The organism is Patulibacter defluvii, assembly GCF_034096925.1.
Taxonomy (GTDB): Bacteria; Actinomycetota; Thermoleophilia; order Solirubrobacterales; family Solirubrobacteraceae; genus Patulibacter; species Patulibacter defluvii.
Window position 1 is genome coordinate 1 of record NZ_JAWZSQ010000021.1, and the last position, 22,460, is coordinate 22,460.

General features: G+C 76.5%; 20 protein-coding genes. 8 read left to right on the plus strand and 12 right to left on the minus strand.

Annotation, left to right across the window (positions count from 1 at the left end; all coding sequences use genetic code 11):
- From SH587_RS18595 to SH587_RS18610, 4 genes are all read right to left on the minus strand, one after another.
- Positions 1-558, minus strand: a 558-nt coding sequence (locus SH587_RS18595) for a helix-turn-helix transcriptional regulator (protein ID WP_320672148.1), incomplete at its 3' end; no start/stop codon positions are given.
- Positions 559-739: 181 nt separating this feature from the next.
- Positions 740-1,975 carry a molybdopterin molybdotransferase MoeA gene (locus SH587_RS18600; RefSeq protein WP_320672149.1) on the minus strand — a complete coding sequence of 412 codons (1,236 nt, stop codon included), beginning with the start codon at positions 1,973-1,975 and terminating at the stop codon, positions 740-742.
- Between the two features lie 81 nt (positions 1,976-2,056).
- Positions 2,057-4,243 carry a molybdopterin-dependent oxidoreductase gene (locus tag SH587_RS18605; protein ID WP_320672150.1) on the minus strand — a complete coding sequence of 729 codons (2,187 nt, stop codon included), beginning with the start codon at positions 4,241-4,243 and terminating at the stop codon, positions 2,057-2,059.
- Positions 4,244-4,293: 50 nt separating this feature from the next.
- The gene (locus SH587_RS18610; protein ID WP_320672151.1) at positions 4,294-4,785 is read right to left on the minus strand and encodes an HPP family protein; all 492 of its coding nucleotides are present in this window, start codon (positions 4,783-4,785) and stop codon (positions 4,294-4,296) included.
- A gap of 75 nt (positions 4,786-4,860) precedes the next feature.
- Here SH587_RS18610 and SH587_RS18615 point away from each other — a divergent pair, with 75 nt between their 5' ends.
- Together SH587_RS18615 and mobA are read left to right on the plus strand one after the other, a co-directional pair.
- Positions 4,861-5,766 carry a LysR family transcriptional regulator gene (locus tag SH587_RS18615; RefSeq protein ID WP_320672152.1) on the plus strand — a complete coding sequence of 302 codons (906 nt, stop codon included), beginning with the start codon at positions 4,861-4,863 and terminating at the stop codon, positions 5,764-5,766.
- An 18-nt stretch (positions 5,767-5,784) separates the two neighbouring features.
- Positions 5,785-6,372, plus strand: a complete 588-nt coding sequence (mobA, locus tag SH587_RS18620; RefSeq protein WP_320672153.1) for a molybdenum cofactor guanylyltransferase — start codon at positions 5,785-5,787, stop codon at positions 6,370-6,372.
- Between the two features lie 9 nt (positions 6,373-6,381).
- Here the strand turns inward: mobA and SH587_RS18625 are convergent, their stop codons facing one another.
- From SH587_RS18625 to SH587_RS18650, 6 genes are all read right to left on the minus strand, one after another.
- On the minus strand, positions 6,382-8,034 hold the full coding sequence (locus SH587_RS18625) for a sulfatase family protein (RefSeq protein ID WP_320672154.1): 1,653 nt from the start codon (positions 8,032-8,034) through the stop codon (positions 6,382-6,384).
- Complete coding sequence (locus tag SH587_RS18630; RefSeq protein ID WP_320672155.1) at positions 8,031-8,303, minus strand: DUF6457 domain-containing protein; 273 nt, start codon at positions 8,301-8,303, stop codon at positions 8,031-8,033. The genes SH587_RS18625 and SH587_RS18630 overlap by 4 nt, the downstream gene beginning before the upstream one ends.
- A 40-nt stretch (positions 8,304-8,343) precedes the next feature.
- Positions 8,344-9,363 (minus strand): GTP 3',8-cyclase MoaA, encoded by a 1,020-nt coding sequence (moaA, locus tag SH587_RS18635; RefSeq protein WP_320672156.1) that lies wholly within the window; start codon positions 9,361-9,363, stop codon positions 8,344-8,346.
- A 16-nt stretch (positions 9,364-9,379) separates the two neighbouring features.
- The gene (locus tag SH587_RS18640; RefSeq protein WP_320672157.1) at positions 9,380-11,641 is read right to left on the minus strand and encodes a molybdopterin-containing oxidoreductase family protein; all 2,262 of its coding nucleotides are present in this window, start codon (positions 11,639-11,641) and stop codon (positions 9,380-9,382) included.
- Positions 11,642-11,772: 131 nt separating this feature from the next.
- Positions 11,773-13,368, minus strand: coding sequence for an ABC transporter permease (locus SH587_RS18645; protein WP_320672158.1), 1,596 nt, complete (start codon positions 13,366-13,368; stop codon positions 11,773-11,775).
- The gene (locus tag SH587_RS18650; protein ID WP_320672159.1) at positions 13,365-14,264 is read right to left on the minus strand and encodes an ABC transporter ATP-binding protein; all 900 of its coding nucleotides are present in this window, start codon (positions 14,262-14,264) and stop codon (positions 13,365-13,367) included. The genes SH587_RS18645 and SH587_RS18650 overlap by 4 nt, the downstream gene beginning before the upstream one ends.
- A 62-nt stretch (positions 14,265-14,326) precedes the next feature.
- Between SH587_RS18650 and SH587_RS18655 the strand changes: the two genes are divergently transcribed.
- Complete coding sequence (locus tag SH587_RS18655) at positions 14,327-14,824, plus strand: GbsR/MarR family transcriptional regulator (protein ID WP_320672160.1); 498 nt, start codon at positions 14,327-14,329, stop codon at positions 14,822-14,824.
- 98 nt (positions 14,825-14,922) lie between these two features.
- Positions 14,923-15,486, plus strand: a complete 564-nt coding sequence (locus SH587_RS18660; protein WP_320672161.1) for a Uma2 family endonuclease — start codon at positions 14,923-14,925, stop codon at positions 15,484-15,486.
- 48 nt (positions 15,487-15,534) lie between these two features.
- Here the strand turns inward: SH587_RS18660 and clpB are convergent, their stop codons facing one another.
- Positions 15,535-18,150 (minus strand): ATP-dependent chaperone ClpB, encoded by a 2,616-nt coding sequence (clpB, locus tag SH587_RS18665; protein WP_320672162.1) that lies wholly within the window; start codon positions 18,148-18,150, stop codon positions 15,535-15,537.
- A 242-nt stretch (positions 18,151-18,392) separates the two neighbouring features.
- On the opposite strand from clpB, the gene SH587_RS18670 reads away from it, so the two are divergent.
- Both SH587_RS18670 and SH587_RS18675 read left to right on the plus strand, forming a co-directional pair.
- Positions 18,393-19,643 carry a CapA family protein gene (locus tag SH587_RS18670; RefSeq protein ID WP_320672163.1) on the plus strand — a complete coding sequence of 417 codons (1,251 nt, stop codon included), beginning with the start codon at positions 18,393-18,395 and terminating at the stop codon, positions 19,641-19,643.
- Positions 19,640-20,344, plus strand: a complete 705-nt coding sequence (locus SH587_RS18675) for a phosphatase PAP2 family protein (protein ID WP_320672164.1) — start codon at positions 19,640-19,642, stop codon at positions 20,342-20,344. Before SH587_RS18670 ends, SH587_RS18675 begins: the two co-directional genes overlap by 4 nt.
- Here the strand turns inward: SH587_RS18675 and SH587_RS18680 are convergent.
- Positions 20,289-21,047 (minus strand): RDD family protein, encoded by a 759-nt coding sequence (locus SH587_RS18680; protein WP_320672165.1) that lies wholly within the window; start codon positions 21,045-21,047, stop codon positions 20,289-20,291. The genes SH587_RS18675 and SH587_RS18680 overlap by 56 nt on opposite strands.
- Positions 21,048-21,050: 3 nt before the next feature.
- Between SH587_RS18680 and SH587_RS18685 the strand changes: the two genes are divergently transcribed.
- Together SH587_RS18685 and SH587_RS18690 are read left to right on the plus strand one after the other, a co-directional pair.
- Complete coding sequence (locus tag SH587_RS18685; RefSeq protein WP_320672166.1) at positions 21,051-22,073, plus strand: stage II sporulation protein M; 1,023 nt, start codon at positions 21,051-21,053, stop codon at positions 22,071-22,073.
- A gap of 33 nt (positions 22,074-22,106) precedes the next feature.
- Entirely contained in the window at positions 22,107-22,454 is a 348-nt protein-coding gene (locus tag SH587_RS18690) for a VOC family protein (RefSeq protein WP_320672167.1), read from the plus strand.
- Positions 22,455-22,460: the final 6 nt, after the last annotated feature.

A 22,460-nucleotide genomic window follows, 5' to 3' on the forward strand; every position in this document is an offset into this window, starting at 1 on the left:
GCGCGGGCCGTGGACGACCGCCGCGTGGACCCGGCCGGCGCGCAGGGCCCGGCGGGCGGCGCCGCTGGTCGCGGGGGCGGCGATCGTCCGCTGGTCGCCCTCGCGCGGGCCGAGAGCGGCGGCCACCGCCAGCGCCGGGTCGCAGCCGGCCACCAGCGCGCCGCCGCGCTGGCCGCCGGGCAGCAGCCGCGGGCCGTCGGCGGCGATCAGCGCGTCGGCGGTGGCCCACTCCCCGTCGGGCCCGGCCAGCGGCACGGCGACGGTCCGCGCGCCGACGGTCGCCAGCCGCACCAGCGCCCCGGCCGCCGGTGCGTGGCCGTCGATCGTCGTCGCCGCCGGCGCGTCCGGCCCCAGGTCGGCGTCGGGACCGAACAGCTCCTCGACGGTGCTGCCGACCGCCGCCGCCAGCCGCAGCGCCGTGTCGACCGCGGGCCGGTGCCGGCCCCGCTCGACGGCGCTGACCAGCGCCCGGCTGACCCGCGCCCGCTCGGCCAGCTGGGCCTGCGAGAGGCCGGCGTGCTCGCGCAGCGCACGCAGGCGGACCGGAGCGGCGTCCATGCCAGGAATCTAGCGCGGCGCCAGGAAGCTGTCAGGGGAGCGAACGTCACACGCCACCGCCGCCCCTCATCGCCGTGTCACGTTCACCGTCACCGGCGGTGGCGAACGTCGCACGGCGAGGAGCGCGCGCCGGGCGTGCGACGTTCACCCCGGGCCCGGGACCTCCCCTTCGCCGTCGGGCCTAGGCCCCCGGCACCGCCACCACCTCGATCGGCTCGCCGGCGGCCAGCGGGCCGTCACCGGGCGGGACGATCGCCAGCACGTCGCCCTCGGCCAGCGGACGCAGCCGGTGCGAGTGCTGGGGACCGAGCACCCGAACCCCGAGCACGCCGTCGTCGCCGAGCGCCGCGACCGCCCGCAGCGCCCGCATCCGGCGGCCGTCGCGGGGAGCGTCCTCCAGCAGCCGCGCGCGGCGGACCGGCTCCGGCGGACGGCCGAGCATCGCCCGCAGCGCCGGGGCCGCGAACAGCGCCGCGGTCACGAACGCCGACGCCGGGTTGCCGGGCAGGCCGAGCACCGGCCGCGCGCCCGCCGCGCCGGGCAGGGCCCCGATCCAGGTCGGCTTGCCGGGCTGGAGCGCGATCCCGAAGACGCTCTCGGTCGCCCCCAGCGCGGCGAGCGCCGGCCGCACGTGGTCGTGGCGGCCGACCGAGACCCCGCCGCAGGAGACGACCAGGTCGCCGTCGGCGTCGCGGAAGGCGGCGATCGTCGCCTCGCGGTCGTCGCCGACCCGCACCACCTGGACCTCGCCCGCGCCCGCCGCCCGCAGCAGCGCCGGGATCGCCAGCCCGTTGACGTCGTGGACGTCGCCCGCGCCGAGCGGTCCGCCACCGGCCACCACGACCTCGTCGCCGGTCGCGATCACCGTCGCCCGCGGGGCCCGCCGGACCGCGACCCGCTCGATCCCGACGCCGCCGAGCAGCGCGATCCGGCCCGGGTGCAGCAGCTCGCCCGCGGCGACCGCCGGCTCGCCCGGCTGGACGTCCTCGCCCGCCGGCCGCACGTCGTGGCCCGCCGGTACCGCGACCCGGATCGCGACCGTCCCGTCGGCCTCGTCGGTGTCCTCGACCCGCACCACCGCATCGGCCCCGGCCGGTATCCGGGCGCCGGTGCTGATCCGCATCGCCTGGCCGGCGGCCAGCGCGCCGTCGCTCGGCCGGCCGGCCCGCGACTCGTCGACCAGCCGCAGCCGCGCGGGCGCGTCGGCGCTGGCCCCCGCGGTGTCGGCGGCCCGCACCGCGTAGCCGTCCATCGCCGAGCCGTCGAACCGCGGCAGCGCGATCGGCACCGCCACCGCCTCGGCCGCGATCCGGCCCGCGGCGGCGGCGATCGGCACCCGCTCGACCGCCGTCGGGGCGGCCGTGCCGAGGGCGATCGCGGCCGCACGGGCGTCGTGGGGGGAGGTCAGCGGCGCCATCGGCCGCAGCCTAGTCGGGCGATCGCCCACCGGCTGCGACCTTCCGGACGCTCAGCGACCGGAACGTGACAGCGGGCGAGCTCACGCCGGCGCGGGAACCGGGACGGCCACCTCGACCGGGATCCCGTTCAGGACCGCGGTCCCGCTCAGCGGCTCCAGCGTCTCGCCGTCGGCCAGCCGGTTGGCGTTGACGCCGGCCACGCCGCGCGCCACCTCCATCCGCGCGCCGGCCGCGTCGTGGCCCCAGCCGTGGGGGACCGACACGACCCCCGGCCGGATCCGGTCGGTGACCGTCGCCGGCAACTCGATCGCGCCGACTCGCGAGCTGATCCGCAGCGGCTCGCCGTCGGCCACGCCGACCCGCGCCGCGTCGTCGGGGTGGATCCACGCCGTGCAGCGCGCGGGGCCCGAGACCAGCAGCGGCAGGTTGTGCATCCAGGAGTTGTTCGAGCGCAGGTCGCGGCGGCCGATCAGCAGCATCCCGTCGGCCGGCTCGTCGAGCGCCAGCGCCAGCCGCTCGACGTCCTCCAGCAGCGCCGCCGGCGCCAGCTCGACCCGGCCGCTCGGCGTCGCCAGCACCTCGGGCAGCCGCGGCTCCAGCGGGCCCAGATCGATCCCGTGCGGCGCCGCCTCCAGATCCGCGAGGGTCAGCCCGTAGGCGCCGCCGCGCAGCAGCAGGTCGAGCAGCCGCTCGGGGCCGACCCGCGGCTCCAGCTCGGCGAGCAGCCCGTCGAGGTCGCGCCCGTGGAGCGCCGAGCGCTCGTCCCCGACCTCGCGCTCGGCCAGCCCACGGGCGACGAAGGCGTCGATCGCGGCGACGTCGGCGTCCGGGCCCTGGCCGGTGACCACCCCGACCAGCCGCAGCAGCGACTGCCACTCGTCGAGCCCGTCGCGGGCCAGCAGCGGCGGGCTGTAATTGGCCACGTTGCGGATCGCGAAGCCGTAGAGCGCCAGGTCGTAGTGGGCCTTCTCCAGCGGCGACGGCGCCGGCAGGATCACGTCGGCGTGGCGGGTCGTCTCGTTGACGTAGATGTCGAGCGCGACGTAGGCGTCGAGCCCCGGCAGCGCCTCGGCCAGCCGGCCGCCGCCCGGCGCCGAGAGCACCGGGTTGCCGGCGATCGTGATCAGCGCCCGGACCTGGCCGGGACCGGGCGTCTCCAGCTCCTCGGCCAGGCAGGCGGCCGGCAGCTCGCCGAAGACCTCGCCGACGCCGCGCACGCGCGAGGTCCAGCGGCCGAAGCGCGCTCCGCGTCCGCGGCCGGCGCCGCGCTTGCCGTGGGCGGGCAGCGGGAACATCGCCCCGCCCGGCCGGTCGAGGTTGCCGGTGACCGCGTTGAGGACGTCGACCAGCCACGAGGCGGTGGCCCCGAACCGCTGGGTGGTGGTGCCGATCCGGCCGTAGACGCAGGCCCGCGGGGCGGCGGCCAGCTCGCGGGCGGCGGTGCGGGTGACCTCGGGCGCGATCCCGGTCACGGCGGCGACCGCCTCGGGCGTGAACGGCTCGGCGGCGGCCAGCACCTCGTCGAGCCCGGCCAGGTGCTCGCCCGGCGTGGTCAGCCCCTCGGCGGCGAGCACGTGCAGCAGCGCCATCAGCCAGGCCGCGTCGCCGCCGGGGCGGATCGCCAGGTGCTGGTCGGCCTCGCGCGCGGTCCGCGTCCGCCGCGGGTCGACCACCACCACCTTGCCGCCGCGGGCCCGGATCGCCTGCAGCCGCCCGCGGACGTCGGGCGCGGTCATCAGCGAGCCGTTCGAGACGACCGGGTTGGCGCCGAGGATCAGCAGGTGGTCGGTGCGGTCCAGGTCGGGCACCGGCACCGTCGCCCCGGAGCCGAAGAGGTGGGCCGTGGCCAGCTGCTTCGGGTACTGGTCGAGCGTCGAGGCACTGAAGATGCTCCGCGTCCGCAGCGCCTTCAGCAGCACCCGCCCGTAGAGCATCGCGCTGAGGCCGTGGGCGGCCGGGTTGCCCAGGTAGACGGCGACCTCGTTCGGGTCGGCGGCGCCGACGAACGGCGCCCACAGCTCGGCGATCCGGGCGAAGGCCGCGTCCCAGCCGACCTCGGCGAACGAGCCGTCGGGCTGCTTGACCAGCGGCCGCCGGACGCGGTCGGGATCCTCGTGCAGCTGCTGGAGCGAGGTGCCCTTGGGGCAGACGAAGCCGTGCGAGAAGACGTCGTCGGCGTCGCCGCGGACCTTCACCACGCGGTCGCCGTCGAGCGTCACGTCGAGGCCGCAGGTGGCCTCGCAGAAGGGGCAGGTGCGGACCGGCATGGCGCGATCCTACGCCCGCCGTCGCCGCCCGCGGGAGCGGTGCTCCGCGCTCAGCCGCCGGGCGCCGGCTCGGGCTGCGGCGCCGGGTAGCGGTGGCCGTGCAGCAGCGGGGCCAGCAGCACCGTCGAGGCGACCAGCACCGCCGCGCCGGCGAGCACGACGCTGACCGGGAACCAGTGGTCGCCGTGGTGCTCGACCGCGATGTAGGCGGTGGCCACCGCAGGGGCGTGCAGCAGGTCGACGCCGCGCATCAGGACCGCGGCCGCGGCGGCGGCGAGCGCGATCGCCAGCGTGCCCTCGCCGACCAGCGCGCCGACGGCGACCCCGACCAGGGCGCCGATCAGGTGGCCGCCGATCACCCGCCGTGGCGCCACGATCGGGCTGTCCGGCGCCGCGTGCTTGAGCGCCGCCGTCGCCACGAAGGGCGCGATCAGCAGCGGCGTGCCCGAGGCCGCGCCGGCCGCCGCCACCAGCACCGTGCTGACGAAGACGCCGAGCCCGAGGCGGAGGTGGGGCAGCAGCTGGGCGGGAGCGATCGGCACGGGCGGCGACCAACCATGCCCACCCAGGTGATCAACTTCAAATATCGATCCTTGAATCAGCAATAATCAATGCTGATGAACCTGCGTCAGCTGGAGTTCCTCGTCGCGCTCGCGGCCGAGCGCCACTTCGGCCGCGCGGCCGCCGCCTGCCACGTCACCCAGCCGGCGCTCTCGATGGCGATCCGGCGGCTGGAGGAGGAGCTGGGCCTGCGGCTCGTGCAGCGCGGCGGCGGCCCGACCGACCTGACCCCGGAGGGCCGGGTGCTGCTCGGCCACGCCCGCCGGGCGGTCGCCGACGTCGACGGCCTGGCCGCCGAGGCCAGCCGGCTGCGGGGGCGGCTGACCGGCACGCTGCGGATCGGCGTGATCCCGACGGCGATGGTCGGCGTCGCCGCGCTCGTCGCCCCACTGGCCCGCGCCCACCCCGGCCTGCAGGTGGAGATCCGGACCCGCTCCGCGGTCGAGATCGCCAGCGGGATCGAGCGCCACGAGCTGGACGCGGGGATGACCTACGTCGACGACCGCCACGGCGACCCGCGGGCGTTCGCGCCGCTCTACCGCGAGCGGTTCGTGCTGCTGCGCTCCGAGCACGAGGGCGACGAGGACGGTCCGCTGCCGTGGGCGGCGATCGCCGGCCAGCCGCTCTGCCTGCTGCCGCCCGACATGCAGCACCGGCAGGCGGTCGACGCGGCGCTGGCCGTCGCCGGCGTCGACGTCCGGGCCCAGATCGAGGCCGACACCTTCACGGCCCTGCTCGGCCTGGTCCGCAACGGCTGGCCGACGATCGTCGGCCACACCTGGCTGCGCGGGCAGCAGCTGCCGGCCGGCGTCCGCGCGCGGCCGCTGGTGGCGCCCGAGGTGGCGCCGACGGTCGGGCTGCTGGCCCCCGACGACGGCCTGGTGCGGCCGGTCACCCGTGCGCTGCTGGCCTCGCTCGAGCACCTCGACCTGCAGGCGCGGCTCGGCCCGCTGCCCGAGTGACGCGCCAGACTGCGGGTGATGGAGCCCCGTCGCCAGCCCCCGGTCGCGATCCTCGCCGGCGGCGCCGCCCGGCGGATGGGCGCCCCGAAGGCGAGCGCCCTGCTCGACGGCCGGCCGCTGCTGGCCCACGCCCTGGCCGCGGTCGCCGCCGCCGGCCTGCGGGCGGTGGTGCTGGCCAAGGACAACACGCCGCTGCCGCCGCTGGCCTGCGAGCGCTGGCCCGAGCCGCAGGAGCCGCGCCATCCGCTGGTCGCCGTCGCCGCCGCCCTCCGCCGTGCCGACGGGCCGCTGGTGACGCTGCCCGTCGACCTGCCGCGGGTCGCCCCCGGCCTGCTGCGGGCGCTGGCCGAGCGACCCGAGCCGCTGGTCGTGGTCGAGGCCGCCGGCCGGCTGCACCCGCTGCTCGGCCGCTTCTCCCCCGCGCACGCCGACGCGCTCGCCGCGGCCGCCCGCGAGGGCGCGCCGGTCACGCGGACCGTGCTCGCGCTCGGCGCCGTCCGGCTCGGCGACGACGAGGTCGCGCGCCACGGCGACCCGGCCGCGCTGCTGGCCAACGTCAACCGGCCCGCGGACCTCGCCGCGCTCGAACGCGACGACCGCGGCTGAGGACCGGCCTCAGCGCGGACGCGGCAGCGGCGGGGCCGGCGCCCGGCAGCTCGGCCCGCGGCAGTGGCGCAGCCGCTCCAGCTCGGTCTGGAGCGCCCGCTTGGTCGCCGCGTAGGAGGGATCGGCGTGCTTCGACGCCAGCTCGTCGGGGTCGCGGCGGAGGTCGTACAGCTCCTCGCTGCCGTCCTCGTAGCGGACGTAGCGGATCCCCGACTGGAGCACGCCCCAGTACTGCGGGATCCGCGGCCCGCTCAGCCGCACGCCGACGCTGCCGCCGTCCTGGTCGAGGTCGCCGCCGGCCGCCGAGGGGCCGATCTCCTGCAGCATCGGCCGCTGCTCCAGCTGCGCGCGCAGCCGCGGCCGCAGGTGGTCGAGCAGCGAGCGGCCGTCGAGCGGCCAGCGGGCCCGGGTGCGGGTCATGTCGAGGATCGTCGCGCCCAGGTCGACGTCGCCGGCCGGCAGCTCCGAGCGGACGCCGGCGGGAATCCCCGGGCCGCGGATCATCATCGGCACGTGGGTCGCCGGCTCGTAGGCCAGCAGCTTGCCGCCCGGCACCCGGTGCTCGCCGTGGAAGAAGCCGTTGTCGGAGGTGAAGATCACGTAGGTCCGCTGCAGCTGACCGCTCTCGCGGAGCGCGCCGACGATCGCCGCGACCGCCTCGTCGACGGCCAGCAGCGACTCGCGGCGGGCGCGGTAGCGGGCGGTGATCTTCTCGATCCCGGCCGCGCCGAGCGGGTGGCGCCAGTTGAGCCAGGCCGGCTTGTCGCTCATGTCGGCCTCGTCGAACGACGGCGGCCGCGCCAGCGGCTCGTCGGCCAGCTGGCCGCGGTGGCGCGGGGCCGAGCGCGGGTTGCGACCCGGGAACGGCCGCTCGAGCCCGGTCTCGCTGTGCGGCGCCACGAACGAGAGCGAGAGGAAGAACGGCGCGCGGCCGGGGGCCGCCTGGCCGCGCACGAAGCGGACGGCCTTCCGCCGGAAGACGTCGGTCTGGTAGAAGCGCGGATCCTCGACCCGCCGCTGGCCGTAGGTCTTCAGCTTCCCGTTCTCGTTCAGCTGGTAGCCCCACATCCGGTAGGCCTCGGTGGCGCCGTACCAGTCGGTCCATCCGGGCGGGATCCCGCGGTGGCGCGGCTTGCCGTAGCCGTTCAGGTACTTGCCGATGTGGGCGGTCCGGTACGGCTGCCGGCGGCGGTGCGAGAGCGCGAACGGCACCGTCTTGCGCTCGCCGTGGCGGACCAGCGCGCCGTAGCCGCCGAGCGGCGGGTTGTTGCCGAGCACGCCGCTGTTGTGGCTGTACTGGCCGGTCAGGATCGTCGCCCGCGCCGGGCAGCAGAGCGGGAACGAGACCCGGTACTGGTCGAAGGTCGCGCCGGCCCCGCCGACCAGCTGCCGGGTCCGCGGCATCACCTCCATGTCGGCCAACGTCTGGTCGTCGGTCAGCAGCAGGACCACGTTCGCCGGCCGGCCGCCGGTCGCCGGACCGGCCGGCAGCGGCCGCTGGGCGGCGGTCGGCAGGAAACGGACGGTCGCGGTCGGCGAGGACGGCCCGCCGCCGGTCGCCAGCAGCACCACGACCAGCGCCGCCACCATCGCCGCCAGCGCGGCGACGAGCATCCGCGCCCGCGCCACGCGCGACGGGCCTGAACCGCGAGCGCCGCTCATCGAGGCGCGTCGTCGCCGTCGGCCTCCGGCGCCCGCAGCGTCGGATCGGCCTCGACCAGCGCCAGCGCGTCGGCCACCGGCAGGCCGCTGCGGCCCGCGATCCAGCAGGCGATCGGCGCCGCCTGGCGCTGCGAGCGGTGGGCCGCGTGGCGGGCCAGGTCGAGCAGGTCGCGCAGCTCGTCGGCGGTCGGCGGGGGCGCGCCGGTGCGGGCCGCGAAGGCGTCGAGCCAGCCGGCGATCGTGGCGGTGTCGGGTGGGCCCTCGCTCATCCCCGCAGATGGTGCCGGAAACGGCGGCGGCCGTCGCCGGTCAGCCGCCGATCGCGCTCATCGGCCGCGCCGGCGGGCGGAAGCCGGGGCGGTGGATCTCGTGGCCCCACTGCTTGCCGGCGACCGCCTCGCGGACGATCCGCTCCAGCTCGCCGTCGTCGGCGCCGGCCCGCAGCGGCCCGCGGAGGTCGGTCTCGCCGTGGGCGAAGAGGCAGGTCCGCAGCTGGCCGTCGGCGGTCAGGCGGATCCGGTCGCAGTCGCCGCAGAACGGCTCGCTGACCGAGGCGATGAAGCCGACCTCGCCGCCGCCGTCGGCGAAGCGGAAGACGGTCGCGGTCGACGAGGGCGCCCGCTCCAGCGGCTCGACCGGCCAGCGGCGGGCGATGGTCGCGCGCAGCTCCTCCGCGGTCAGCACGTCCTGCTGGCGCCAGCGGTGGCCGGCGTCGAGCGGCATCACCTCGATGAACCGCAGCTGCAGGTCGTGGGCGCGGGCGAAGGCCACCAGCTCCAGCGCCTCGTGCTCGACCACGCCGCGCAGCGCGACCGCGTTCAGCTTCACCTGCCGGATCCCCGGCGTGGCCTGGGCGGCGGCGATCCCCTCCAGCACCCGCGGCAGCAGGTCGCGGCGGGTCAGCTCGGCGAACCGCTGCGGGTCGACGCTGTCGAGCGAGACGTTGATCCGGCTGATCCCGGCCGCGGCCAGCGCGCCGACGTGCTTGGCCAGCAGCACGCCGTTGGTGGTCAGCGACAGCTCCTCGATCCCGTCGATCGCGGCCAGCCGCGCGACCAGGCCGGCCAGCCGCGGCCGCACCAGCGGCTCGCCGCCGGTCACCCGCACCGTCCGCACGCCGAGCCCGGCCAGCAGCCGCACCAGCCGCACCGTCTCCTGCTCGTCGAGCCGCTGCTCGCGCGGGAGCCAGGCCATCTGCTCGTCGGGCAGGCAGTAGCGGCAGCGCAGGTTGCAGACGTCGGTGACCGACAGCCGCAGGTCGCGTGCGACGCGCCCGAAGCCGTCCGTCAGCGCGGCGGCCGGCGTCGATCGGGAGAGGGCGGTGCCCATCCCTGCACCTTACGGGTCAGTCGGCGGCGGCCCCCACCCGTGCGCCGCCGCTGCCGTCCGCGGCCGCCGGGACCACCGGCTCGGCCCGCACCGGGACCGCGGTCAGGTGGGCCATCCCGGCCAGCGGCTCGAGGTCGGCCGGGTCGCTCGACATCAGCCGGTTGACGTTGACCCCGCCCGGCCGGCCGACCGGCGCGTCCTCGTCGCCGCCGCCGGCCGCGTTCGCCCGCCGCCAGCCGCCGGTGCCCTTGTGGCCCCAGCCGTGGGGCACGGCGACGACCCCGCGGGCGACCTCGTCGGTGACCAGCGCCGGCAGCTCGATCGCCCCGTGGCGGCTGGCCAGCCGCACCAGCGCGCCGTCCTCGACCCCGATCGCCGCCGCGTCCTCGGGGTGGATCCGGGCCGCCTGGGTGCGACCGCCGCGGACCAGCAGCGGCGCGTTGTGCATCCACGAGTTCTCCGACCGCAGCTCGCGCATCCCGATCAGCCGCAGCGGATAGCGGTCGTCGTCGCGGCGGGCCTGGAGCCGGGCCACCTCGGCCGCGATCGCCGGCGGGTCGAGCCGCACCCGGCCGCCGCGGTGGAGGACGACCCGGCCGAGCACGCCGGCTCGCAGCGCCGGGGCGACGGCGGTCCCGTGCGGGTGCTGCTCCAGCAGCCGCCGGAGGCTCAGCCCGCCGCGGCGGAGGCCGAAGCGGTCGCCGCCCTCGCCCAGCCGCACCAGCGCGTCGACCAGCGGCCGCGGGGTCAGGCGTCGTCCGACCAGCCCGAGGCCGCGGCGGACCAGCTCGGTCCCGGCCAGCAGCGGCGAGGCCCGCCACAGCTCGCGCATCAGGTCGTCGACGATCTCCCACTCCTGGCGGGCCTCGCCGGCGGGCGGCACGACCGCGGCCGTCGCCTGCCGGAACGGGGTCAGGTGGAGGGTCTGGAAGGCGAGCGGGAAGTCGTCGCGCTCGTACATCGTGGTCGCCGGCAGCACGTAGTCGGCGTGGGCGTTGGTCTCGTTGACGTAGAGGTCGATCGAGACCAGCAGCTCGAGGTCGTCGAGCGCCGCCTCCAGCTCGTCGCCGTTGGGGACCGACAGCACCGGGTTGCCGGACGAGACCATCAGCGCCCGGATCCGCCCCGGGCCGGGCGTGGTGATCTCCTTCGCCATCACCGCCGCCGGCTCGGTCCCGAGCACCGACGGCAGCCCGCCGATCCGCGAGCGGTGGCGGTCGGCGCGGTCGATCAGCCGGTTGAGGACCAGGCCGGCGGCGCGCTCGCCGGGCACGCCGAGGGTCCCGAACATCGAGCCGCCCTCGCGGTCGAGGTTGCCGGCGACCAGGTTGACCGCGTCGAGCAGGAAGGTCGTCAGCGTGCCGGCCCGGCCGAGGCAGGTGCCGGTGCGGCCGTAGACGGCGGCCCGCTCGGTCCGGGCCAGGTCGCGGGCCAGCGCCCGCACCTGCGCGGCGGGGACGCCGCTGCGCGCGGCCGTCCGCTCGGGCGCGAACGGGCGGGCCAGCGCCCGCAGGCCGGCGGCGCCGGTGGCCTGGCGGGCGAGCGCCTGCTCGTCGGCCAGCCGCTCCTCGAACAGCACGTGCAGCAGCGACAGCAGCAGGAAGGCGTCGCCGTCGGGCGCGACCGGCAGCCAGTCGAAGGCGCGGGCGGTCTCGGTCCGCCGCGGGTCGACGACCACCACCCGGCCGCCGCGCTCGACGATCCCGTGCAGCTGCTCCTTGATCCGCGGGGCGGTCATCACGCTGCCGTGGGAGACGAGCGGGTTGGCCCCGATCACCACCAGCAGCTCGCTGCGGCCGAGGTCGGGGACCGGCGCCACGATCGACGAGCCGTAGAGCAGCCGGCTGGCCACGAAGCGGTTGTTGACGTCCTGCGAGCCGGCCGAGAAGACGTGCGGCGAGCCGAGCGCCTGCATGAACGCCGCCACCCAGAGCGTGTGGCTGTAGCTGAACGCGCTCGGGTTGCCGAAGTACCAGCCGATCCCGGACGGCCCGTGCTGGCCGTGGATCCGGCGCAGGCGGGCGCCGATGTCGCTGATCGCCGTCTCCCAGCTGACCCGCTCGAAGCCGCCGTCGGCCGTCCGCCGCAGCGGGTGGAGGACACGGTCGGGGTCGTTCTGGATCTCGCTGAAGGCGATCCCCTTGGGGCAGGCGAAGCCGCGCGACAGCGGATGGTCGCGGTCGGGCCGCAGCCGCACCAGCCGGTCGCCGTCGACCGTCGCCACCATCCCGCAGAGCGGCTCGCAGATCCGGCAGAACGTGAGCTTGTCCTCGGTCATCCCGCTCTCCTGTCCCCCGCGCCCGACCCCGGCTCGTGGTCAACGAGCCGCGGCCGGGCGGGTTCCCTCCGCAACCGTGCGAGACGACGTGACGCCTCACGTACCACCATAGTTCGCCGTGGGGCTCCCGCTCAACCCAGGTCGCGCCGCCGCAGGCCGAGCAGGCCGGCGACGGTCAGCGCGACGGCGACCGCCGCCAGGCCGATCAGCGCCGCGACCGACACCGTCCCGCCCGGCAGCGACGGCGCGTGATGGAACGGCGACAGGTCCAGGATCCACCCCGGCAGCCGCAGCGCGGGACCGAGCAGCGACAGCAGCGCGAACGCCCCGACGGCGCCCCACGCCGCCGCCGACCAGGCCGGCCGCAGCCCGAGCAACGCGACGGCCAGCGCGACCGGCACCGCCGCGGCCGGCGTCTGGGCCAGCGCCGCCCCCAGCATCCGCGGCAGCTGGCGGCCGAGGTCGCCGTGGAGCCCGAACGCGAGCCCGGCGGCGAGCCCGGTCAGCAGCAGCAGGCCGACGACGACCGCCGCGGCGAGGACGAGCTGGGCGCCCGCCCACCGCAGCCGCCCGACCGCGGTCGCCAGCAGCGGCTCGACGCGGCCGGCGGTCTCGTCGCCGCGCAGCCGCAGCACCGCCTGGACGCCGGCCAGCGCGGCCAGGATCGCGGCGATCCCGACCGTCATCGCCAGGAACGCGTCGTCGAGTCCCGCCTGGCCGCCGATCCGCTCGATCGCCGACCGCAGCGCGTCGCTGCTGCCGACCAGGTCGTCGAGCCCGCTGGCGACGCCGCCGAGCGTCGCCCCGAGCACCCCCGCGGCCAGCATCCAGCCGGCGACCGCGCCCCGCTGCTGCCGCCAGTCGAGGACCAGCGGCCCGCGCAGCCGGGGCGCGGCGCGAGCCGATCCCGGGCGCGGCGGCCAGAGCCCGGCCCCGAGGTCGCGGCGACGGCCGAGCGCCCGCGCGAGCACCAGCAGCGCCGCGGCCAGCGCCAGGCCCAGCAGCAGCGGCCACCAGCGGTCGGCGGCGAACGGGCGGGTCTGCTGGCTCCAGCCGATCGGCGACAGCCAGCTGGGCCAGGCCGGTCCGCCGTCGCCGGACGCGTCGCCGACGGCCCGCAGCAGGAACGACGCCCCGAGGACGCCGATCGCGATCCCGTTCGCCGTCCGCGCGCTCTCGACCAGCTGGGCGGCAACCGCGGCGACCGCCGCGAAGACCCAGCCACCGACCGCGACCGCGGCGGCGAACAGCAGCGCGCCGCCGGCCGCCTCGCCGAGCACCAGCAGTCCGATCGCGTCGAGCAGCCCGACGGCGAGCACCGCCGCGCCGGTGATCGCGAGCGCCGCGACCAGCGGCGCCTGGCGGCCGACGACCGCCGCCCCGACCAGCTCGGCCCGGCCGCGCTCCTCCTCGGCGCGGGTGTGGCGGACGACGGCGAGGATCGCCATCAGGCCGACGATCAGGACCGAGAGCCCGACCATCCGCCACGCCACCAGCCCGCCGACGCTGTCGTCGTAGACGCGGCCGTAGAGGACGAGGATCGCCCCGGTCTCGTCGGCGCCGGCGGCGAAGCGGGCGCGGGCGGCGGCGGTGTCGTAGAGCCCGGCGTAGGAGACCGCCGTCGAGACCACCGACGCGACCACCGCGTAGACCCAGACCGGCAGCTGGATCCGGTCGCGGCGGGCGGCGATCCGCAGCAGCGTGGCGGTGCCGGCGAGCGCGCTCATCGGGCCGCCGGATCCTGCTCGTAGTGGCGCAGGAACAGTTCCTCCAGCGTCGGCGGGCGGCTGACCAGCGTGCGGACGCCGACCGCGGTCAGCCGTCCCAGCAGCGCGCCGAGCGCCGGCGTGTCGACCTGGCAGCGGACCCGCGCCCCGTCGACCCGCAGGTCGTGGATCCCGGGCGCCGCGGCCAGCTCGGCGGGCGGCGGCGCGGCCAGCTCGGCGTCGATCGAGGTCCGGGTCAGGTGCCGCAGCTCGGCCAGCGTGCCGTGCTCGACGGTCCGCCCGTCGCGGACGATGCTGACCCGGTCGCAGAGCGCCTCGACCTCGCTGAGGATGTGGCTGGAGAGCAGCACCGTCCGCCCCCGCTCCCGCTCCTCGGCGACCTGCTCGCGGAAGACCTCCTCCATCAGCGGGTCGAGGCCGGAGGTCGGCTCGTCGAGCAGCAGCAGCTCGGCGTCGGACGCGAACGCGGTCACCAGCGCGACCTTCTGGCGGTTGCCCTTCGAGTAGCCGCGGCCCTTCTTGGTCGGGTCGAGCGCGAACCGCTCGATCAGCGTCGACCGCCGCCGCTCGTCGAGGCCGCCGCGGAGCCGGCCGAGCAGGTCGATCGTCTCGCCGCCGGAGAGGTTGGGCCAGAGCGTGACGTCGCCGGGCACGTAGGCCAGCCGCCGGTGGAGGCGGGTGGCGTCGCGCCAGGGATCGCCGCCGAGCAGCTCCATCCGGCCCCCGTCGGCCCGCAGCAGCCCGAGCAGCAGCCGCAGCGTGGTCGACTTGCCGGCCCCGTTCGGTCCGAGGAACCCGTGGACCTCGCCGCGGGCCACGCGCAGGTCGAGGCCGTCGAGCGCCTGGGTGCGGCCGAACGCCTTGCGCAGGCCCTCGACCACGATCGCGTCGGTCATGGTCGCGACGATACATCAGATTCAGAACTTTCTGAAACTTCAAGAGACAGTACGATCGGCCGGTGCCCCGCTCGACCCCCCGGCGCGACGACGACCCGCCCCGCGACGAGGAGGCCGTCGCCCGCTTCGTCGAGCGGTTCGCCGCCGCGCTGGTCGAGTCGGGCATGCAGCGGATGCCGGCGCGGGTCTTCGGGGCGATCCTCTCCAGCCCCGACGGGCGGCTGACCGCCGCCGAGCTGGCCGAGCGGCTGCGCACCAGCGCGGCCTCGATCTCCGGCGCCGTCCGCTACCTGGAGCAGGTGCGGCTGGTCGTCCGCGAGCGCGAGCCCGGCTCCCGCCGCGACGTCTTCGTGGTCCACGACGACGCCTGGTACGAGGCGTCGGTCCGCCGCGACGAGCAGCTGCGGCGGTGGGTCGAGGTGCTCGCCGACGGCGTCGGCGCCGTTGGCCCCGACAGCGCCGCCGGCGCCCGGCTGCGCGAGACGCAGGAGTTCTTCGCCTTCGCCGTCGCCGAGCTGCCGCGGATGCTGGAGCGCTGGCGCGCCACCCGCGACGGCTGACGCGGCCGCGCCCCTGAAATTGGGGGGGCGCACTTCACCGGCCTGGCGGGTCTTTCTCCTGATGGACGAAAACCAGGAGGAGACCTACGATGACGGGCATGACCGCGATCGCCCCGCAGCGGATCACCGCGGAGCAGTTCCTGGCGATGCCGGCACCGGCGGACGGCCGGCGCCGCGAGCTGATCGAGGGTGAGGTGGTCGTCCTCACCCAGCCGAAGCCGCTGCACCAGCTGGCGCTGCTCAACCTCGTCTTCGCGATCAAGGGCTGGACGGCCGCCGCACCGGACCGCGGCTTCGTCACGCTGCCGATCGACACCGGCGTCGACCAGTGGAACGTGCTGGCGCCCGACCTCCAGTGGTACGCCGCCGACCGCGAGCTGCCGCCGCTCGAGCGCGGACCGTGGCCGCTCGGCGACCTGGTGGTCGAGGTCCGCAGCCCCTCCACCTGGGCGCGCGACGTCGGCGTCAAGCGGCAGGTCTACGAGCGCTCGGGCGCGGCGGAGCTGTGGCTGGTCGATCCGCCCTCGGCCAGCGTCCTGGCCCTGCGGCGGAGCGGCGACGGGACCGCCTTCGACCCGCCGGTCGCGATCGGCGGCGACCAGCCGCTGACCAGCCCGCTGCTGCCCGGCTTCGCGGTCGCCGCCTCCGCGCTCTTCCGCTGAGGCCGGATCGAGACGGCGGCGGCCCCGGTCGCCCGGGGCCGCGGTCGCTCACTGCTCGCCGTCGCCGGAGGCGGCCAGCGCCGCCGGCTCGCCCGGTCGCGGCTGGGTGCCGGCCTCGGCCAGCAGGTCACCGTCGACCGTCAGCGTGATCTCGCCGTCGGCCGCCCCGACCTGAACCGTCTCGCCGTCCCGCACCTGGCCGCGCAGCAGCGCCAGGGCCAGCCGGTCGGTCAGGTGGCGCTGGATCGTCCGCTTCAGCGGCCGGGCGCCGTAGGTCGGGTCGTAGCCGAGGTTGCCCAGCAGCTCGAGCGCGTCGTCGTCGAGCTGGACCGCGACGCCCCGCTCGGCCGCCCGCTCGACCACCCGCCGGACCTGGATGTCGACGATCTTCGTCAGGTGCCGGCGGTCGAGGCTGTGGAACTCGATGATGTCGTCGAGCCGGTTGATGAACTCGGGCCGGAAGTGGGCCTCGGCCCCGGCCCGGCCGCCGGGGATGTTCGAGGTCAGGATCAGGACGGTGTTCGTGAAGTCGACCGTCCGCCCCTGGCCGTCGGTCAGGCGGCCGTCGTCGAGCAGCTGGAGCAGGATGTTGAAGACGTCCTGGTGGGCCTTCTCGACCTCGTCCAGCAGCACCACCGAGTAGGGCCGGCGGCGGACCGCCTCGGTCAGCTGACCGCCCTCGTCGTAGCCGACGTAGCCCGGAGGGGCGCCGACCAGCCGCGACACGGCGTGCTTCTCCATGTACTCCGACATGTCGATCCGGACCATCGCGTCCTGGCTGTCGAAGAGGAACTCGGCCAGCGCCCGCGCCAGCTCGGTCTTGCCGACGCCGGTCGGGCCGAGGAACAGGAACGAGCCGATCGGGCGGTCGGGATCGCCGAGCCCCGCGCGGCTGCGGCGGATCGCGGCGCTGACGGCGGCGACCGCCTCCTCCTGGCCGATCACCCGCTCGTGCAGGCGATCCTCCATGTGGACCAGCTTCTCGACCTCGCCCTCGAGCAGCCGCGCGACGGGGATCCCGGTCCAGCGGCCGACCACCTCGGCGATGTGCTCCGCGGTGACCTCGTTCTCCAGGAACCGGGTCTCGCCGGCGGAGACCGTCTCCGCCTGCTGCTCCAGCTCGCCGATCCGCGCCTCCAGCTGGGGGATCTCGCCGTAGGTCAGCTCGGCCGCCCGCTGCAGGTCGCCCTCGCGCTGGGCGCGCGCGGCCTCGACCTTCTTCTGCTCCAGCTGCTCCTGGGCCTCGCGGACCTGGTCGACGGCCTCCTTCTCGCGCTGCCACTCGGCGGTCATCGCCGCCGACCGCTCGCGGAGGTCGGCGAGGTCGCGGTCGAGCGCCTCCAGCCGCGCCTTCGAGGCGTCGTCGGACTCCTGCTCGAGCGAGGTCCGCTCGATCTCCAGCTGCAGGATCTGGCGGTCGACCTCGTCGATCTCGGTCGGCTTCGAGTCGATCTCGATCTTCAGCCGCGAGGCCGCCTCGTCGATCAGGTCGATCGCCTTGTCGGGCAGCTGGCGGTCGGCGATGTGGCGCTGGGAGAGGGTGGCGGCGGCGATCAGCGCGGCGTCCTGGATCCGGACGCCGTGGTGCGCCTCGTACTTCTCCTTCAGGCCGCGGAGGATCGCGATCGCGTCCTCGACCGACGGCTCCTCGACCAGCACCGGCTGGAACCGGCGCTCGAGCGCCGCGTCCTTCTCGATGTGCTTGCGGTACTCGTCGAGCGTGGTCGCGCCGACCGCGCGCAGCTCGCCGCGGGCCAGCATCGGCTTCAGCAGGTTGGCGGCGTCGACCGCGCCCTCGGAGGCGCCGGCGCCGACGATCGTGTGCAGCTCGTCGATGAAGAGCACGATCTGGCCCTTCGCGTCGGCGACCTCCTTGAGGACGGCCTTGAGCCGGTCCTCGAACTCGCCGCGGTACTTGGCGCCGGCGATCATCGCGCCGATGTCGAGCGAGATCACACGCCGGTCGCGCAGCGACTCGGGCACGTCGCCGGAGACGATCCGCTGGGCCAGGCCCTCGACGATCGCCGTCTTGCCGACGCCCGGCTCGCCGATCAGGACCGGGTTGTTCTTGCGCCGGCGGCTGAGGACCTGGATCACGCGCCGGATCTCCTCGTCGCGGCCGATCACCGGATCCAGCTCGCCCTTGGCGGCGGCCTCGGTCAGGTCCTGACCGAACCGCTCGAGCGCCTGGAACTTGTCCTCCGGGTTCTGGTCGGTCACCTGGTGGCCGCCGCGGACCTCGGTCACGGCCGGCTCCAGCGCCTCGGGCGTCGCGCCGACCGCGCGCAGGGCGTCGCCGGCCTTCGAGTCGTGGCCGGCCAGCGCCAGCAGCACGTGCTCGGTCGACAGGTACTCGTCGCCGAGCCGCCGCATCTGGTCCTCGGCCCCGCGCAGGACCGCCACCAGCTCGCTGGAGGGACCGGAGGCCTGGCCGCCGCCGGTGGTCGTCGGCAGCGCGTCGAGCGCGGCCGCGACCGGCCGCCGGACCTGCTCGACGGGCACGCCGAGCTTCTGGAGGACCGGGCCGACGGTGCCGCCCTCCTGGTCGAGGAGGACGAGCAGCAGGTGCTCGGGAACGATCTGGGGGTTCTTGCGGCGCTCGGCCAGCTGACCGGCCTCGGCGAGCGCCTCCTGCGTCTTGATGGTGAAGCGATCGGGCTGCATGGGCGACCTTCGGGAGTCAGGAGGACGCGGACGGCCTCCGGGGGATGCACGAGACAGCGTGACGGACCGGGCGACGTTCGGGAAGCCCGATCGGCGCCTGCTACATCTGCGTCACTTGGACTTAGATTTTGCGGGATGACTGAACTCATGTCAAGCGATCCGCTGCACGAGCGCGTGCGCGGACGGCAAGACCGGCTGCAGGAGCAAGGGGCCGGCCGCCGGGCCCCCAACCCAGACGGTCGATGGCCCCTCCCCGTCCCCGTCCCCGTCGTCCCGCCCCCGACCCGCGCCGCGCCCGCCGCGACGCCGCCGCCCGTCGGCGGGCCGCGGTCCGCCGCCGCAGCGCGATCGCGATCCTGCTGCTGGCGGCGGTGGTGCTGGCGCTGCGGGCCGCCTCGCAGGGCGATCCCGGTGCGCCCGGCGCCGTCGCCGGGGCCCGCGCCGCCGCCCCGAAGCGGCCGGCGCCGCCGATCGAGATCGCCTGGGTCGGCGACACCACGCTCGGGTCGAGCCGTGGCCTGCCGCCCGCGAACGCCAGCACGATGCTGGCCGGCGTCCAGGGCCAGCTCGGCGGCGACCTGGTGCTCGGCAACCTCGAGGGCACCTTCGGCACCGGCGGCGCCACCAAGTGCCCGGCGACGACCAAGTCCGCCACCTGCTTCGCCTTCCAGGCCCCGCCCCAGAACGCCGCCGCGCTGCGGGCGGCCGGCTTCGACCTGGTCAGCCTGGCCAACAACCACGCCTGGGACGCCGGCGGCGCCGGGATGGCCCAGACGACCCGCGCGCTCGACGCGGCCGGCGTCCGCTACAACGGCCGCCCGGGCGAGATCACGCTCCTGCGGACCCGCGGGCGGACGGTCGCCGTGGTCGGCTTCGCCGCCTATCCGTGGGCGTCGCCGATCAACGACCCGGCGGCGATCCGCAGCTTCGTCGGCGAGGCGGCGGCCAAGGCCGACACCGTCGTCGTGACCTTCCACGCCGGGGCCGAGGGCGCCGGCGCCCAGCGGACCCCGGCCGGGATGGAGACCGCCTACGGCGAGCAGCGGGGCGACGTCCGCGCCTTCGCCCGGACCGCGATCGACGCCGGCGCCGACCTGGTGCTCGGCGCCGGGCCGCACGTGCTGCGGGGGATGGAGGTCTACCGCGACCGGCTGATCGCCTACTCGCTGGGCAACTTCGCCGGCTACGACAACTTCTCGGTCCACGGCCCGATGGCGCTGAGCGGGATCCTGCGGGTGCGGCTGGCGCCCGACGGACGCGCGATCGGCGGCCGGCTGGTGCCGCTGCGGCTGGTCGGCAAGGGCCTGCCCGAGCCCGACCCGGCGCGGATCGCGATCGACCGCGTGGCCTCGCTCTCGGCCGCCGACTTCGGCGCCGCCGCGGTTCCGATCGATCCCGAGGGCCGGCTGCTCGGCGACGCCCGCGGCCACGTCGACCCGACCACCACCGTCGACCCGCCGGCGGCGACGACCAGCGGATCGCCGGCGCGATGAGCGCCGCCGGTCGCCGGCCGGCCGCGGTCGGGCGATCGGCGCTGCCGCGGGGCGCGGCGCCCGCGGCGGCGCTGCTGACGCTGCTGGCCGTCGTGCTCGGGTTCGTCGTCGGCGGCGACAACCCGGTCACCCGCGCCGACGCCCACGTCGTCCAGTGGGCGGCCGACCACCGCTCGCAGGGGCTGGTGTCGCTGGCGAAGGCGATCACGCTGCTCGGCGACGGACGGGTGGTGATCGCGCTGCTGGTGGTGCTGCTGCTGGCGCTGGTGGCAACCGGCGTGCTCGGCCGCACGGCGGCGCTGGTGGCCCCGCTCTCGCTCGGGATCGGGGCGGCGCTGGTGCCGCCGCTGAAGGACGTCGTCGACCGGCCGCGGCCACCGCTCGACCTGCACCGCGTGGTCGAGACGACCAGCGGCTACCCCTCGGGCCACTCGCAGCAGGCCGCGGCGGCCTGGATCGCGCTGGCGCTGGTGCTGCGTGCGCACGGCCACCGGCGGGCGGCCGCGGTCGCCGTCGCGGCGGTGGTGGCGGTCGGGATCAGCCGCGTGCTACTCGGGGTCCACAGTCCGACCGACGTGCTCGGCGGCTGGGCGGTGGGGACGGTCGTCGCGCTGGCCGCGGTGGCGGTCGCGGCGCGGCTCGGGGTCATCCCCGCAGCGACGTCCCCCGCGCCACCGCCAGCACCAGCTGCTCGTCGCTGAGGTCGGGCGGGACGCCGCCGACCCGCTGGCGGAGGGCGCCGCCGATCGCCGCCGCCAGCCGCTCGCGCTCTGCCGGGTCGAGGGTCGCGTGGCGAGCGGCGAAGGCGCGCGCGGTCGAGCGGTCGTGGTCGGTGAGGGCGGCCGTGTCGAGCCGCGGCGCGGCCTGATCGTCGACGGCCGGGGTCGCCGGGGCGGCGGTCGCGGCGGGGCGGCCGAGCGCGACCGAGGCCCGCCGCGGCTCGCGCACCACCAACGTGCCGCCGAGCAGGTCGCCGACCCGCTGGTGGCGGCGGGTGAGGGTGACCATTGCGATCCCCGGGGCGTAGGCCAGCGGCAGCTCGATGATCCGCAGCAGGTTGCGGACCACGCTCGACGCCGGGTCGACGCGGCGGCCGTCGTCGCGCACCACCCGCAGGCCGAGCGCGGCCTTGCCCGGCGTGCGGCCGTCGTTGGCCAGCTCCCAGGCGACGTCCCAGAAGAAGATCAGCAGGAACGCGAGCACCGACGCGATCGCGATCGTCCAGTCGTCGCCGATGTCCTCCGAGAGGGCTCCCAGCACCACCAGGCCGATCACCGCGACGACCAGCTGCAGGACCAGATCGGCCAGTCCGCTGACGATCCGGGTGCCGGGACCGGCCAGCTCCAGCTGCAGCTCGACACCCTCCGGGGTGGTGATCGCGAGCCGGTCCTGATAGTCGTCCACGCGGTGACCCTATCCCGCTTCCTCGACGATCGCGGCCCCTCGTGGGACCGGCTGGAGGCCCTGCTGCGGCGGGCCGGCTCGCGTCCCGAGCGGCTCGGCGCGGACGGCGTCCTCCAGCTGGGGGCCGCCTACCGCGGGGCGGCGGCCGATCTGGCCTACGCGCGGCGGGCGTTCCCCGGCGATCCGGTGGTGGCGCGACTGGAGCAGCTGGTGCGGCGCGCGCGGGCGCTGGTCTACGCCCGCAGCGGCCCGCGGCCGTCGCTGCGGGCGTTCGTGGTCCGCGGCTACTGGCGGCTGGTCCGCGACCTCGGCGGCTGGCTGGGACTGAGCGCGGCGGCGCTGCTGCTGCCGGCGATCGTGGTCGGGGTCTGGGCGGCGCTCGATCCGGCGGTGGCGGCGGCGATCGTGCCCGGCGACTTCATCGACGGCGCGGCGCCGCCGAGCCTCGACCGCGGGCTCAGCTCGTCGGAGTCGGCGGCCTTCTCGTCGCAGCTGTTCACGAACAACATCCGCGTCACCTTCATGGCCTTCGTCGCCGGCGCCGGCTGCGTGCTGCCCGGGGTGCTGCTGCTGGCCTACAACGGCGCGATCCTCGGCGCGGTGCTGGGGCTGGCGGCGGCCAACGACCACCTCGGGACGGTGCTGCGGCTGGTGACCGCCCACGGCGTGCTCGAGCTGAGCTGCATCGTCGTCGCCGGTGCGGCCGGGATGGCGGTCGGCTGGTCGATCGTCGAGCCGGGCGAGCGGCCGCGGCGGCTGGCCGTCCGCGACCGCGCGCGCCCGGCGATCGGCGCGATCGTCGGAACCGCGCCGGTGCTGGTGATCTGCGGCCTGCTGGAGGGCTTCGTCTCGCCCGCCGGCTGGCCGGCGCTGGCCGTGGCCGCGATCGGCCTCGGCGCCGCGGCGGTCTACTGGACGCTGATCCGCGTCCGCGGCCGGCGGCCGGCCGCGGAGCCGCCGCCGGAGGCCGCCCCGGAGCCGCCGCCCGACGGGCTGGCCGCGCTGCCGCAGCCGGCCCCGGCCTGACATTTCGGGACTTCCCGAAGTATTGTCCCGGCGATGAGCCACGCGCACCTTCACGGCGGCATCGCGCACGTCGACATCGCCGGTCCCGACCTGACCGCCCTCGCCGGCTTCTACGGCCCGACCCTCGGCTGGGACGTCCAGTCGCGGGGGCCGGGATACTCCGGGATCACCACCCCCGCCGGCAGCGCCGACGGCGCGCTGGTCGAGGCCGACGAGCCGTCGATCACGATCGGCGTCACCGTCGACGACCTCGACGCGACCGTGGCGGCGGCCGTCGCGCACGGCGGCGCCCTCGCGATGCCGCCGACCGACAACGGCTGGGTCGTCAAGGCCCAGGTCCGCGACCCGGCGGGCAACCTCCTGACGCTGATCCAACGCTGACCGACC

Coding starts and splice junctions, on each gene's coding strand:
- SH587_RS18600 (WP_320672149.1), bottom strand. CDS start 1,975: ATGGCGCCGCTGACCTCCCCCCACGACGCCCGTGCGGCCGCGATCGCC.
- SH587_RS18605 (WP_320672150.1), bottom strand. CDS start 4,243: ATGCCGGTCCGCACCTGCCCCTTCTGCGAGGCCACCTGCGGCCTCGAC.
- SH587_RS18615 (WP_320672152.1), top strand. CDS start 4,861: ATGAACCTGCGTCAGCTGGAGTTCCTCGTCGCGCTCGCGGCCGAGCGC.
- mobA (WP_320672153.1), top strand. CDS start 5,785: ATGGAGCCCCGTCGCCAGCCCCCGGTCGCGATCCTCGCCGGCGGCGCC.
- SH587_RS18625 (WP_320672154.1), bottom strand. CDS start 8,034: ATGAGCGGCGCTCGCGGTTCAGGCCCGTCGCGCGTGGCGCGGGCGCGG.
- SH587_RS18630 (WP_320672155.1), bottom strand. CDS start 8,303: ATGAGCGAGGGCCCACCCGACACCGCCACGATCGCCGGCTGGCTCGAC.
- moaA (WP_320672156.1), bottom strand. CDS start 9,363: ATGGGCACCGCCCTCTCCCGATCGACGCCGGCCGCCGCGCTGACGGAC.
- SH587_RS18640 (WP_320672157.1), bottom strand. CDS start 11,641: ATGACCGAGGACAAGCTCACGTTCTGCCGGATCTGCGAGCCGCTCTGC.
- SH587_RS18645 (WP_320672158.1), bottom strand. CDS start 13,368: ATGAGCGCGCTCGCCGGCACCGCCACGCTGCTGCGGATCGCCGCCCGC.
- SH587_RS18650 (WP_320672159.1), bottom strand. CDS start 14,264: ATGACCGACGCGATCGTGGTCGAGGGCCTGCGCAAGGCGTTCGGCCGC.
- SH587_RS18660 (WP_320672161.1), top strand. CDS start 14,923: ATGACCGCGATCGCCCCGCAGCGGATCACCGCGGAGCAGTTCCTGGCG.
- clpB (WP_320672162.1), bottom strand. CDS start 18,150: ATGCAGCCCGATCGCTTCACCATCAAGACGCAGGAGGCGCTCGCCGAG.
- SH587_RS18670 (WP_320672163.1), top strand. CDS start 18,393: ATGGCCCCTCCCCGTCCCCGTCCCCGTCGTCCCGCCCCCGACCCGCGC.
- SH587_RS18675 (WP_320672164.1), top strand. CDS start 19,640: ATGAGCGCCGCCGGTCGCCGGCCGGCCGCGGTCGGGCGATCGGCGCTG.
- SH587_RS18690 (WP_320672167.1), top strand. CDS start 22,107: ATGAGCCACGCGCACCTTCACGGCGGCATCGCGCACGTCGACATCGCC.